Below are 13,417 nucleotides of genomic sequence, written 5' to 3' on the forward strand. Positions count from 1 at the left end.
CGACCCCCCCCCCACCCCCCCCCCCCCCCCCCCACCCCCCCCTCCCCCCCCCCCCCCCCCCCCCCCCCCCCCCCCCCCCCCCCCCCCCCCCCCACCTCCGGTGGTCAGGAGGCCAGGCCCGCGAGCTCGGCCAGCCGGGTGTAGGACTCCCGGCGGTCCGCCGGGTCGTAGGTGTTCGCCACCACCATCACCTCGTCCGCGCCCGACTCGGCCACGAAGGCCTTCAACTTCGCCGCCACCGTGTCCGGTCCGCCGACCACCTCCGAGCGCAGGTCGTTCAGCGGCGGGGTGCGCTGCGCGGCCTGCTCGGCCGGGGACGGCCGGTGGCTCAGCGCCTCCTCGACGGAGAGCAGCGGCGCGGACCGGCCCACCGCGTGCTGGGCCAGCGCGAGCCGCCACGGGGTGGCCAGTTCCTCGGCGTGCCGGTCGTCCCGGCCCACCACCACGGTCAGGGTCAGGACGGCCCACGGCCGCGCGCCCTCGCGGGCCGGCCGGAACTGCTCCCGGTAGCGGCGCAGCGCGGTGAAGGCGTTGGCCGGGTCCTGGTAGGCCGCCAGGTACGCGTAGCCCAGGCCGAGCCGGGCCGCGGTGCCCGCCGAGGCGGGGCTGCCGCCGAGCAGGAAGACCTCGGGCAGCGGGGCGTCGGTCGGCACGGCCCGGACCGCGGCGAGCTCGTGGCCGTCCGGCAGGGCGGTGTGCCCGCCGAAGGCCAGCAGCTGGGCCAGCTGGCCGTTGAACACGTCCGGGGCGAGCGAGGAGCGCTGCAGCAGGGCGGCGGTCGGCCCGTGCCCGGTGCCGGTGGAGCGGCCGATGCCGAGGTCGATCCGGCCCGGGTGCAGCGCCTCCAGGGTGCGGAACTGCTCGGCGACGTGCAGCGGCGAGTGGTTGGGCAGCAGCATCCCGCCGGCGCCGATCCGCAGCCGGGTGGTGCGGGCGGCCAGGTGGGCGATGACGATCTCGGGTGCGGAGATGCCCACCGCCGCCTCGGCGTGGTGCTCGGCGACCCAGTACCGGCGGTAGCCCAGGGCCTCGACGTGCCGGGCGAGTCGGACGGCCTCGTCGAGCAGTTCGGAGCTGCCGGTGCCGGCCCGCCGGGGGCCCTGGTCGAGGACGGAGAACGCGGTCATGCCTGTTTCCTCAGGAGTCGGCCCCCGGCGCGCCGGGGGCGGGTGGACCGGGTCGGGGCGGCGGTGGTCACACGCCGGCCGGGGCCGGGGAGGGGTACGGGTGCGGCAGCCCGTAGTGCTCGCGCAGCGTGGTTCCCCGGTAGGAGGAGCGGTAGACGCCGCGCTTCTGCAGGATCGGCACCACCAGTTCGACGAAGGCGGGCAGCCCGTCGGCGAAGACGTCCGGCATCAGCGTGAAGCCGTCCGCGGCGCCCGAGGCGAACCACTCCTCGGCGACGTCGGCGACCTGCTCGGGCGTGCCGATCGCCTCGATGTGCGCCCCGCGCCAGGGGGCGTGGCCGGCCAGCTCGTCCAGCCGGCGCAGCCGGGCCAGGGCCTCGCGGCGGCTGTCGGCGACGGTGGTCATCAGCCCGGGCAGGATCTTGACCGACCGGGGGTCGCGGCCGTGCCGTTCGGCCCGGGCCCGGACGTCGGCGGCGTAGGCGTGCGCGACGTCCGGGGTCTTGGCCCCGGAGAACACCACGTCGGCCGTTCGCCCGGCCAGTTCGCGCCCCGGCTCCGAGGCACCCGCCTGCACCACCAGCGGGTGGCCCTGGGCGGAGGGCGGCAGCGGCAGCGGCCCGCGGACGCTGAAGTGCTCCCCCTGGTGGGATATCGGCCGCAGCCGCTCCGGGTCGGTGAACCGCCCGGTGCGCACGTCCGCGACCAGCGCCTCCGGCTCCCAACTGCGCCACAGCGCCTTGACGATGTCGACGAACTCCTCGGCGCGCGCGTACCGGTCGGTGCGCGGTGCCAGCCCGCTGCCGCCGAAGTTGGCCGCCACCTGCGGGATGTAGGTGGTGACGGCGTTCCAGCCGGCCCGCCCGCCGCTGAGCACGTCCAGCGACTTGAACCGCCGGGCGATGTTGTACGGCTCGTTGGAGGTGGTGGAGGCGGTGGCGATCAGTCCGATCCGGGAGGTGGCGGCGGCGATCGCGGTGAGCAGCAGGGTCGGCTCGTGGTAGTACGCGCCGTGCGGGCTCGTCCGGATGTCGGCGAACACCCCGGGGGTGTCGGAGAGGAAGACCGCGTCCATCACCCCGCGTTCGGCGAGCCGGGCGGCGGCCACCCAGGTCTCCACCCGGGCGAAGCCGTACGGGTCGGAGCCGGGTTCGCGCCAGGCGGCGGGGTGCACGCCCATGGCGCCGCCGACCATGTGCAGGTTGAGGTGGAGCTCGCGTTGGGTGCTCATCGGACCTTCCCGGGGTTCGGGCCGTCCAGGTGGGGGACGGCGTCCAGCAGTTGACGGGTGTAGGGGTGGCGCGGCGCGGTCAGGACCTCGGCGACGTCACCGGACTCGACGACCTCGCCGTCCTTCATCACCAGCACCTCGTCGGCGACGTGGCGCACCACGCCGAGGTCGTGCGAGACGAACACGTAGGCCACGCCGAGTTCGGCCCGCAGCTCGGCCAGCAGGTCGAGGACCTGGGCCTGGACCGAGACGTCCAGCGCCGCCACCGGCTCGTCGAGCACGACGATCCGCGGGCGCGGCGCCAGCGCCCGGGCGATCGCGACCCGTTGGCGCTGCCCGCCGGACAGTTCGCGCGGGCGGCGGTGCAGCAGTTCCGGGCCCAGCCCGACCTGGGCCATCAGCTCGGCGACCCGGCCCGCCCGGGCCCGCCGGGGCACCCCGGTGGCGGCCAGCGGCTCGGCGATGATCCGGGCGACGGGGTAGCGCGGATCGAAGCTGCTGAGCGGGTCCTGGTGGACGACCTGGATCCGCCGGTGCAGGGCGCGCCGGCGGGCGCCGCGCAGGCCCTGCCAGGACTGCCCGTCCACCTCGACGCTCCCGGTGTCCGGCGCGGCCAGGCCCAGCAGCAGGCGCCCGGTGGTGCTCTTGCCGGAGCCGGACTCGCCGACGATGCCGAGCGTGCGGCCCTCCCGCAGGGTCAGCGAGACGTCCCGGACGGCGGCCAGCGGGGCGTGTCCGGGGACGGCGAAGGACTTGCCGAGGCCCTCGGCGCGCAGCACCACCCGCTCCCCGGTGCGCGGCCGGGGCAGTGCGCTCCCCGCCCGCGACCCGGACAGCCGGGTGCCGCGCGCCCGCGGCCGGGGCACGGCCGCGAGCAGCTGCCGGGTGTACGGGTGCCGGGGCTCGGCCAACACCTCGGCGGTGGGGCCCTGTTCGACCACCTCGCCGTCCTTCATCACCAGCACCCGGTCGGCCACCCGCGCCACCACCGCCAGGTCGTGGCTGATCAGCAGCAGTGCCCGGCCGGCCCGGCGCCGCTCGGCGAGCAGCTCCAGGATCTGCGCCTGGACGGTGACGTCCAGGGCGGTGGTGGGCTCGTCGGCGATCAGCAGCGCCGGGTCGGCGGCGAGCGCGGAGGCGATCAGGGCGCGCTGGCGCAGGCCGCCGGACAGCTGGTGCGGGAACTGCCGGGCCCGCAGCCCCGGTTCGGGCACTCCGGCCTCGGCGAGCAGCGTCAGGACGCGCGCGGGCACCTCGGCGCGCGGCACGGTGCGATGGGCGTGCAGCGCCTCGGCGATCTCGTCGCCGACCCGGCGCAGCGGGTCGAGCGAGACCAGCGCGTCCTGGAGCACGAAGCCGATCCGGCGCCCGCGCAGCGGCCGCCACCGGCGGTCGCTCAGCGCGCCCGCGTCGTGCCCGTCGATCCGGAACAGCTCGGCGGTGGTGCGCGCCCCCGGCCCGGCCAGTCCGACCAGGGTGCGCGCGGTGACGCTCTTGCCGGAGCCGGACTCGCCGACCAGGGCGACGCTCTCGCCGGCGCCGACGGTCAGCGACAGGCCGCGCACGGCGGTGACCGGGCCGCGCGGGCCGGGGAAGGAGACGTGCAGGCCGCGCACCTCGACCACCGGCGGCGCGGGCTCGGTGTGCGGGTCCGCGGTCCCGGGCCGGGTCTCGGTGCTCATCGCGCCACCCGCCCCTCGGCCCGGTCCTGGAGCCACTGGCCGACGGCCGAGACGGCCAGCACGGTGAGGGTGATCGCCGCACCCGGGAAGACCGCCGTCCACCAGGCGACCTGGACGTAGTCGCCGCTGCCGGCCAGCATCGCGCCCCACTCGGCGGTGGGCGGCTGCGGGCCCAGCCCGAGGAAGCTGAGCGCGGAGCCCGTGACGATCATGCCGCCGACGCCGACGGTGGCCAGCGCCAGCAGCGGCCCGACGGCGTTCGGCACGACGTGCCGCAGGACCACCTGGAGCCGGGACCAGCCGAGCACGGTGGCCGCCTCGACGTAGCCGGTGCCGCGTACCCGCAGCACCTCGGCGCGCACCAGCCGGGCGTACCCGGGCAGGGTGACCAGGGCGAGCCCGGCCACCAGGTTCCCGGTGCCGGTGCCCAGCACCGCGACCACCAGCAGCACCAGCAGCACGCCGGGGATGGACAGCAGGACGTCCAGCAGCCGGCCGGCGATCCGGTCGACGGTCCGGCCGCCTTGGGCGGCCAGCACGCCCACCAGGGTGCCGGCCGCCAGCGCCAGGGCGGAGGCGGCCAGGCCGATCAGCAGCGAGGGCCGGGCGCCGTGCACGACCCGGGAGTAGACGTCCCGTCCGTTCTCGTCGGTGCCCATCCAGTGCGCGGACCCGGGCGGCAGCAGGGTGTCGGCGGGGTTGGCGGCGTCCGGCCCGGTCCCGCTGAACAGGCCCGGCGCGAGCGCGGCCAGCAGCAGGAGGACGCAGACCGCGAGCCCCAGCGCGACGCCGGGGCGGATGCGGGGGATGACCACGGGGTTTCCTCCTCAGCTCTCGCTGGTGCGCAGCCGCGGGTCGACCAGCCGGTAGGACAGGTCGACGGCGGTGTTGACGACGGTGTAGACCAGCCCCGCGACCAGCACGATGCCGATGACCAGCGGCAGGTCCTTGTTGCGGACGGCGGTGACGGCGAGCGTGCCCAGCCCCTGCCGGGAGAAGACCGACTCGATCACCACCGCGCCGCCGATCAGCGAGCCGGTCAGCCAGCCGACCAGGGTGGTGACCGGCAGCAGGCCGTGCCGCAGCGCGTGCCGCAGCCGGACGGCCGCCTCGCCGACGCCCCGGGCGCGGGCGGTGGTGACGAAGGGTTCGTCCAGGGTCCGTTCCAGGCCGCGGCGCAGCACCCGGGTGATCACGGCGGCCGGCCCGGCGGCCAGCGCCAGGGCGGGCAGCACGAGCCCGTCCAGCCCCGGTGCGCCGAGCGCGGGGAACCACCGCAGCCGGAAGGAGAACAGGGCGAGCAGCAGGGTGCCGAGCCAGAACGCCGGCACGGCCACGCCCAGGCCCTCCAGCAGCGCGACCGGGGTGCGCACCCAGCGCGGGCGTCCGGCCGTCAGCAGGGCCGCCGGGACGGCCAGCGCGACGGTCACCAGCACGGTGGCGCCCAGCAGTTGGAGGGTCGGGCCGAGCTGCTGGCCGATCGCGGTGCGCACCGGCAGGTGCAGCACGTAGGAGTCGCCGAGGTCGCCGCGCAGCACATGGCCGAGGAAGGTCAGGTACTGCACCGGCAGCGGCCGGTCGAGGCCGTACTCCCGGGTGATCTCCTCGCGCAGCCCGTCGCTGGTGCCGCGCAGGCCGGTGAGCAGGTCGACCGGGTCGCCGGAGGTGAGGTGCAGGGCGAGGAAGGCGACCGTCACCGCACCCCAGAGCACCAGGACGGCGCTGCCGAGCCGGCGCAGCGCGCCGCCGATCACCGGGCGAGCCAGGCGTCGGCGAAGTTCGGGAAGCTCTGCTGCTCGAAGACGACGCCCCGCACCCGGGCGGAGGCGCCCAGCACGTAGGCGTTGCTGAACACCGGCAGGATCGCCGCGTCCTCGGTGACCTTCTGCTGGACGGCGGCGTAGAGGGTCTTCTGCCGCTGCACGTCGGTGGTCGCGAGCGCCTCGGCGAGCTGGGCGTCGACCTGGTCGTCGCGGTAGCGGGCGGCGTTGTTGTCGATCTTGGCGGTGGGGATGTGGGCGCTGCCGAAGACCAGCCGCAGCGCGTCCGGGGAGGCGTTGTTGGCGCTGCTGTTGAGCAGGTCGTAGTCCCCGGCCAGGACGCGCTTGACGTAGCTGCCGGTGTCCAGGTTCTGGTTGCGGATCTCGATCCCGAGGTCCTTGGCGGCGGCCTGGATCTGGGTGGCCAGGGCGGTGTACTGGCTGAAGTACTCGCCGATGTACAGGAAGTCCAGGCTCAGCCGCTTCCCGTCCCGGGTGCGGTAGCCCTCGCCGTCGCGCGCCGTCCAGCCGGCCTCGTCCAGCAGCTTCCCGGCGGCCGCCGCGTCGTACCGGTACCTGTCGGCGACGCCCGCCGCGTACTGCGGGGTGGACGGGGAGAGCGGTCCGGTGGCGGCCGGGAAGACGCCGAAGTAGAGCTTCTGGACGATCAGGTGCCAGTCGATGCCGTTGCGCAGCGCCCGGCGCAGCCGGACGTCGGCGAGCGGGCCCTTCTCGGTGTTGGGGTTCAGGCTCCACGGCACGCCGGGGGAGACGGCGCTCTGCACGGTGAACTTCGGGTCGGCCTTGAGCTTGGCGACGTTGACCGGGGCGATCGCGGCGGCGGCGTCGGCCTGACCGCTGGTCAGCGCGCCCTGGCGGGAGGAGCTGTCGGGGACGATCCGTACGGTGAGCCGGTCCAGGTGGGCGGGGCCCCGGTTGGCGGCGCCCTCGGGGGCCCAGGCGTAGTCGGCGCGGCGCTGGTAGGTGATGCCCTGCTGGGGGGTGAAGCCCTCGGCGCTGGTGAAGGGGCCGGTGCCGACGATCTTCGAGCAGAGCGCCTTGGGGTCGCCGGCCAGGGTGGCGGGCGACTCGATGCCGAGGCTGGGGGAGGCCAGGCCGGTGAGGAAGGAGGAGGCGGGCGCGGCGAGGGTGACCTCCACAGTCTGCGGGTCGACCACCCGGGCCGAGCGGTAGTTCTCGATCAGCTGGGCGGCCCCGGCGGACTTGGTGGCGGGGGCGACCACATGGTCCAGGTTGGCCTTCACCGCGGCGGCGTCGAAGGCGGTGCCGTCGCTGAACGTGACGCCGGTGCGCAGGGTGAAGGTGTAGGTCCTCTGGTCCTCGGAGATCTTCCAGGACTTCGCCAGCCAGGGCTGGACGGTGCCGCTGTCGTCCTGCCACACCAGGGAGTCCAGCGCGGCCCGGGAGAACAGGGCGTCCGCCTGGCCCTGGTGCGGGTCGAGGCAGGTCGGGCCGTAGGGGACGGCGAGGGTGAGGGTGCCGCCGGCCACCGGCTTGTCGCCGGAGGCGGCGTCGGCGCCGCCCGGTGTGGTCGCGGAGCCGGCGCAGGCGGCGGTCAGCGGGAGCAGGGTGAGGGCGGCGACGAGGCCGAGTCTGGAGCGGAACCCCCTGCTGTGTACGGCGGTTCGGCGGCGGGTCGGGCCGGCCGTGGCCCTACTGGTAAGGGTGGGGTCGAGGGCGTCGGGGTGCGGTCGCATGGCGGGGCTTCTCTCCGAGGCGCGGACGGCGGCGGGGCCGCCGGGGACGGGTCGGGGTCGCCGCGAGGGCCGTCGCGTCGGCCGGTCAGGGGCTGCCGGATCGCGCGGGGGCACAACGCGGCCGGGTACAGAGCGCGCTGTCGGTACGGGAGAGGTCGATCGCCCGACGGGTGGCGGCGAGCAGCGGGCGCATGCCCGGCAGGCCACGCGTGGCGGACACCCCGTACTCCTAGGAGACCGGCTCCGGAACCGGAGCGCCGATGAATGGTCAGTTCTCGCCCAGGGACTGGCGCGAAACGATTCCCACTGACCCGGGTAGTTAATCAGACTGAACTGGGTTGTTCAATTGCCATCCGTTCCACCGGATGAGTCACCCGGCCCAGCAAGGCACTTGGTGCTCAGCCTCCCCTGAAACTGAACTCGCGAGTTCAGATCGGATTTAGCAATGGACCGTGCGCTACTGTGAGGAACGTGAACGAACGTGAACTCCCGGGTACGGGCCGTGGCCGGATCGACAAGCGCAGCGCCATCCTGGACGCCGCGGTCAAGGTGTTCACGCGCGAGGGCTACGCGCAGGCGGGCATCGACGCCATCGCCGCGGCGGCCGGAGTGGCCAAACCGACGCTCTACAACCACTTCGGGGACAAGGAGAACCTCTTCCGGGTGGTGATGCGGGACGGCGCCGAACGCACCGCCAACCGCATCGTCGCCGCCCTCGCCAGCCTCCCCGACGACGGACAGGACCTCGCGGCCGAACTGGAACGGGTGGCCCACCGGGTGGTCGAGTGCCAGCTCAGCGACGAGGGCTGGGCCCTGCAACGGCTGCTCTACGCCGAGGCCTCCCGGCTGCCCGACCTCTACGACCAGGTCGTGGCCCGCGGCTCCCAGCCGGTCCAGGACGTCCTGGCCGGCCGCCTCTCCAGCCTGGCCAACCGCGGCCACCTGGACCTCGACGACCCGGCCGTGGCGGCGGCCCAGTTCATCGCCCTGGTCTCCGGCAACCTCCCCGGCCTCTCCGCCCTCGGCACCCGGCCCGTCGCCCCCGCCGACCTCGCCACCGCCGTCCGCACCGGCGTCGACACCTTCCTGCGCGCCTTCGGCACCCCGCGCCGCCGCCCGGCCCGCCGCCCCTGACCAGCGGCGGCGTCCCCCGGACGATCGGCTTCATCGGTCTGTCATCGCCCGCTGCGATGGTCCTCCGGTGACCTGGGCCCACCGCGCACCGCAACCGCGCGGGCGGGTGGGCCGACCTCGTGGGGAGGAACGCACATGCAAGCACGACGGATCGCGGCCGCGGCCGCCGGACTCCTGATGACGGTGGGCCTGACGGCGGCCCAAGGCGCCACGGCGCAGGGGGCGACCACGCGCGTGGCCGCCCCCTGCGAGGGCACCTACACGATCGTCGTCGGGGGCACCGGCAGCTCCTGGAACAACGACGGCTTCTACGGCAACATCCAGCAGCACGTCGGCTACCCGACCCAGATCCCCAACGGCGCGAGCACCCGGGCGGGCGTCAACGAGCTGAACCGGCTGGTCCGCGACCAGCGGGCGGCCTGTCCCGACCAGCACGTCAAGATGGCCGGGTACTCGCTGGGCGCCGGCGTGGTGCACGTCTGGGTGACCGAGAACTGGCAGACCTTCGGCAACGTCAACGCCATCCTGGTCGCCGACCCCAAGCGCCAGGGCCCGCCCGGGGCCAACGGCGGGGCCGTGCCGTTCGGCGGCATCATCGGCGCCCCGCTGGCGGGGGCCGACCGGTTCTTCGGCAACGTGCCGGTCAAGACGATCTGCCACTGGGACTACGTCTGCGACGAGTCCGCCGGCATCTGGACCTACCCGAACAACCACGTCAAGAACTACCCCGAAGACTTCAACATGGACCACCACAACGACGGCGCCAACGAGCAGTGGTACAACGGCGCCTGGTACCCGGCGAGCTGGTAGCCGCCCCGCACATCGCCGGGCCCGCAACCGGCTCCCTCACCACCTGTCAGTGACCGGGCACCGCCCGGCCACCGGCAGGTGGTGAGCCGTCTGCGGGGGTGGCGGGGTTCTCCGTCATCGGTCTGTCATCGCCCCTCCCTAGCGTGGCCGCGTACGGACAAAACCCTCGGATGACAGGGAAGGGACGGCCCGATGGCGCGGAGGGGACTCACAGCGAGGCTACCGGTGGTGGTCTTGGCCGCAGCGGCACTGATGGGCACGACGGTGGCCGCCGGACCACCGGCCGGGGGCTCGGCCACCGCCGGGGCACCGGACAAACCGACGATCCGCTACACCGAGTACGGCATCCCGCACATCATCGCCGCCGACCTGGCGGGCCTGGGGGAGGGCTACGGCTACGCGGCCGCCAAGGACAACATCTGCACCCTGGCCGACACCTACCTGATGGTCAACGCCCAGCGCTCCCGCTACCTGGGCCCGAACGGCAAGGCCAGCCCCGGTCAGAACCAGAACAGCACCACCAACCTCAACAGCGACCTCTACTTCCAGCGGATCAACGACAACCGGGTGGTGGAGGGGCTGATCGACCAGCCCGCGCCCAAGGGCCCGGAGCCGGAGGTCAAGGAGGCCATCCGCGGCTACGTCCGGGGCTACAACCGGTACCTGGCCGAGACCGGCGTCGGCAACATCTCCGACCCGGCCTGCCGCGGCGCCGCCTGGGTGCGGCCGATCACCGAGCTGGACGTCTACCGGCACGCCCACGCCGAGATCATCATGGGCAGCGCCGACCCGCTGGTGGACGGCGAGGTCAACGCCGCACCCCCGGGCGCGTCGGCCGCCGCCCAGCCGGCCACTGTGGCTCCCCAGCCCTCCCCCGAGGAGACCGGCAACCGGATCCGCGAGGCGATGGCCGCCGCCCGGCAGCAGGGCAGCATGGGCAGCAACGCCCTGGCGGTGGGCGCCCAGGGGGTGTCCGGGGGCACCAGCATGCTGCTGGCCAACCCGCACTTCCCCTGGCAGGGCAAGAACCGGATGTGGCAGGCCCAACTGACCATCCCGGGCCGCTTCAACGTCTCCGGGGCCAGCCTGCTCGGCCTGCCCGCCGTGAACATCGGGCACAACGACGACGTCGCCTGGAGCCACACCGTCGCCACCGTCGCCCCGTTCGGCCTGTTCGACGTCCAGGTGGACCCGCTGCACCCCACCAACTACCTGGTGGACGGCGTCTGGACGCCGATGACCTCGCAACAGGTCGGGGTCGACGTGCTGAACCCGGACGGCTCCGTCGGCCGGGTCACCAGGACGCTGTGGGCCACCCGCTACGGCCCGATCACCACCTCGGTCATGGGCCAGCCGCTGCCCTGGATCGTCAGCGCGCACGCGGTGCGGGACGCCAACATGGACAACCTGCGGGCGCTGAACACCTGGTTCCACCTCGACCAGGCCAAGGACGTCAACGAGGTGGTGAACGCCCTGGAGACCACCGAGGGCGTCCCCTTCTTCAACACCGTCGCCTCGGACCGCAAGGGCAACGCCCTCTACGCGGACATCCAGGCCACCCCGAACATCACCGACGACCACGCGCGGTCCTGCCTCACCCTGACCGGCCAGATCCTGTTCAACCAGTCGCTGCGGCTGCCCAACGTGCCGCCGGTCTCGATCTTCGACGGCAAACGCAGCGAGTGCGACTGGCCGAACGACCCGAACGCCGTCGCGCCGGGGCTGATGGACCCGTACAAGCAACCGCGGCTGATCCGCTCCGACTTCGTGGGCAACGCCAACGACAGCGCCTGGCTGGCCAACCCCGAGCAGCCGCTGTCCTTCCCCCGGGTGATGGGCGACACCGCGGCGCCCCGGTCGCTGCGCACCCAGGAGCTGATCCTGACCGCGCAGAACCGGATCAACGGCACCGACGGTCTGCCGGGCCGGGGCTTCACCCCGGAGACCATGCGGCAACTGCTGTTCGCCGACAACAGCAGGGCGGCCGACCTGGCCCTCAACGCCACGGTGAGCGCCTGCCAGGGCGCGCCGTTCGGGCTCGTGCTGGTGGACGGCAACCTGGTCAACATCAGTGAGGCGTGTCCGATCCTGGCCGCCTGGAACCACAAGTTCACCCCGGACAGCCGGGGTTCCTGGCTGTTCGAGAACGTCTGGTTCCTCCTGGGCGGCGGGCAGGCGATCGAGAAGCTGCCCTGGCGGGTGCCCTTCGACCCCAAGGACCCGGTGCACACGCCCAATTCGCTGGACGCCGGCAACGACGCCGTCCGCAACTCGGTCGCCCGGGCCGTGCTCTCCCTGCGTAACGCCGGCATTCCGCTGGACGCGCGGCTCTCGGACGTCCAGAAGGTCACCCGTAACGGCGAGCAGATCCCGGTCCCCGGTGCGATCCACGAAACGGGGGTGCTGAACGTGGTCACGCCCGGCTCGGTCGACGGCAAGTTCGACATCACCTTCGGCTCCAGCTTCATCCAGGAGACCCGGTTCACCGCCGACGGGCCGCCGCAGGCCGCCTCGGTACTGGCCTACTCCCAGTCCGCCAACCCGAACTCGCCGCACTACGCGGACCAGACCAAGCTGTTCTCGACCGGCCAGTGGGTGCCGGAGCGCTACACCGAGGAGCAGATCGCGGCCTCACCGGCCCTGGAGGTCAAGGTCCTTGACTGAGTCCGCTCAGCGCACGACGACGCACACGACGTCACCAACGACGCCACCCACGACCACACCCACGAGGGGGAGCACCATGACGAGGACACCGCACCGCCGGCGAAGGCTGGCGGCCCTGCTGGCCGCCGTCGTCGGCATCCTCGGGACGGCCACCACGGCGGCTCCGGCCGCTCCGACCGCTTCGGCCCAGGCCGCCGCCGTCGGCACCGGGGTACCGCCGCGGATGACGGACGGGTACGGCCTGACCCAGGTCGACCAGAGCGTGGGCGGCCCCACGAACTTCTACCTCACCGTCACCACGCCCGAGGTCACCGGCAAGCACCACATCAAGATCATCCTGCCGAGCGGCTACTACGACGACCCGACCCGGCGCTACCCGGTGCTGTACTTCCTGCACGGCTCGCCCGACGACCCGATCCAGCAGAACTACCCGGCACTGACCACGTCCAACGCGATGATCACCGTCATCCCGGACGGCGGCGCCCGCGGCTGGTACGCGAACTGGCTCAACCAGAACACCCAGCTCGGCGCCCAGAACTGGGAGAACTTCCACCTCAACCAGGTGATCCCGTTCATCGACGCGAACCTGCGGACCGTCGCCACCAAGAAGGGCCGGGCCGTCGCCGGGGTCTCCATGGGCGGGTTCGGCGCCTTCCACTACGCCCAGGACCGCCCCGACCTGTTCAGCCAGACCGCCTCGCTCTCGGGCGACATCGACCTGTCGGTGGACTCCATGGACCTCCGGCTGGCCGTGGTCGCCTCCCTCGTCGACGCCCAGGGCGTGATCTGCGGCTCCTCGTCCGGGGCGTGCGACCCGAACAACGACCCCTACAAGCCCGCCGTGGACAGCGACGCCCTGTTCGGCACCCCCTACCCGGTGTTCAACGCGGACTGGCGGTGGAACGCGGCCGACCCGTCCCAGCACATGGACAAGCTCGCCGGCGTCGGCGTCTCCATCTACGTCGGCAACGGCCGCGGGGTGGCCACCGAGCCGGAGTTCTGGCTCGAAGGCGCGTCCAAGCACGTCAAGGAGCACATGGACGCCCTGGGCATGCCCTACTACTACGTCGACTACGGCGACGGCTCCGCCTGGGGGAGCCAGTGCAACGGCGGCCACAACGCCTACTGCTGGGAACAGGACCTCCGGGACCTGATCCCCCGGCTGGAACGGGCCTTCGCCTCCTGAGTCCGGTCGGGGGGGGGGGGGGGGGGGGGGGGGGGGGGGGGGGGGGGGGGGGGGGGGGGGTAGGGAGGGAGAGAGAGAGGAGGGCGGAAAAGCGAAGGCGAGGCA

11 protein-coding genes are annotated in these 13,417 nt (G+C 73.7%); 4 read left to right on the forward strand and 7 right to left on the reverse strand.

Going from position 1 to position 13,417, the window contains the following annotated elements; translation table 11 throughout:
* Nucleotides 1-104 precede the first annotated feature (104 nt).
* From ACZ4W5_RS10135 to ACZ4W5_RS10165, 7 genes are all read right to left on the reverse strand, one after another.
* Nucleotides 105-1,127, reverse strand: coding sequence for an LLM class flavin-dependent oxidoreductase (locus ACZ4W5_RS10135; protein ID WP_465653830.1), 1,023 nt, complete (start codon nt 1,125-1,127; stop codon nt 105-107).
* A gap of 67 nt (nt 1,128-1,194) precedes the next feature.
* Entirely contained in the window at nt 1,195-2,358 is a 1,164-nt protein-coding gene (locus ACZ4W5_RS10140) for an NtaA/DmoA family FMN-dependent monooxygenase (RefSeq protein WP_465653831.1), read from the reverse strand.
* On the reverse strand, nt 2,355-4,040 hold the full coding sequence (locus ACZ4W5_RS10145) for a dipeptide ABC transporter ATP-binding protein (protein ID WP_465653832.1): 1,686 nt from the start codon (nt 4,038-4,040) through the stop codon (nt 2,355-2,357). The genes ACZ4W5_RS10140 and ACZ4W5_RS10145 overlap by 4 nt, the downstream gene beginning before the upstream one ends.
* Nucleotides 4,037-4,855: an ABC transporter permease gene (locus ACZ4W5_RS10150; RefSeq protein ID WP_465653833.1), complete on the reverse strand. Its 819-nt coding sequence runs from the start codon at nt 4,853-4,855 to the stop codon at nt 4,037-4,039. The genes ACZ4W5_RS10145 and ACZ4W5_RS10150 overlap by 4 nt, the downstream gene beginning before the upstream one ends.
* Before the next feature lie 12 nt (nt 4,856-4,867).
* The gene (locus tag ACZ4W5_RS10155) at nt 4,868-5,794 is read right to left on the reverse strand and encodes an ABC transporter permease (protein ID WP_360236549.1); all 927 of its coding nucleotides are present in this window, start codon (nt 5,792-5,794) and stop codon (nt 4,868-4,870) included.
* On the reverse strand, nt 5,791-7,518 hold the full coding sequence (locus ACZ4W5_RS10160) for an ABC transporter substrate-binding protein (protein WP_465653834.1): 1,728 nt from the start codon (nt 7,516-7,518) through the stop codon (nt 5,791-5,793). The genes ACZ4W5_RS10155 and ACZ4W5_RS10160 overlap by 4 nt, the downstream gene beginning before the upstream one ends.
* An 85-nt stretch (nt 7,519-7,603) precedes the next feature.
* Nucleotides 7,604-7,738 (reverse strand): hypothetical protein, encoded by a 135-nt coding sequence (locus ACZ4W5_RS10165; RefSeq protein ID WP_360236555.1) that lies wholly within the window; start codon nt 7,736-7,738, stop codon nt 7,604-7,606.
* Between the two features lie 251 nt (nt 7,739-7,989).
* Between ACZ4W5_RS10165 and ACZ4W5_RS10170 the strand changes: the two genes are divergently transcribed.
* The 4 genes from ACZ4W5_RS10170 to ACZ4W5_RS10185 all read left to right on the forward strand — a co-directional run bounded on the left by ACZ4W5_RS10170 (nt 7,990) and on the right by ACZ4W5_RS10185 (nt 13,312).
* Complete coding sequence (locus ACZ4W5_RS10170; protein WP_360236558.1) at nt 7,990-8,652, forward strand: TetR/AcrR family transcriptional regulator C-terminal domain-containing protein; 663 nt, start codon at nt 7,990-7,992, stop codon at nt 8,650-8,652.
* A gap of 135 nt (nt 8,653-8,787) precedes the next feature.
* Nucleotides 8,788-9,462, forward strand: coding sequence for a cutinase family protein (locus ACZ4W5_RS10175; protein ID WP_360236561.1), 675 nt, complete (start codon nt 8,788-8,790; stop codon nt 9,460-9,462).
* A 228-nt stretch (nt 9,463-9,690) separates the two neighbouring features.
* Nucleotides 9,691-12,126, forward strand: a complete 2,436-nt coding sequence (locus ACZ4W5_RS10180) for a penicillin acylase family protein (protein ID WP_465653835.1) — start codon at nt 9,691-9,693, stop codon at nt 12,124-12,126.
* Nucleotides 12,127-12,202: 76 nt separating this feature from the next.
* A complete protein-coding gene (locus ACZ4W5_RS10185) occupies nt 12,203-13,312 on the forward strand; it encodes an alpha/beta hydrolase (protein WP_465653836.1) in 1,110 nt (369 codons plus the stop codon).
* Nucleotides 13,313-13,417 lie beyond the last annotated feature (105 nt).

The organism is Kitasatospora sp. NPDC029367 (assembly GCF_055569135.1).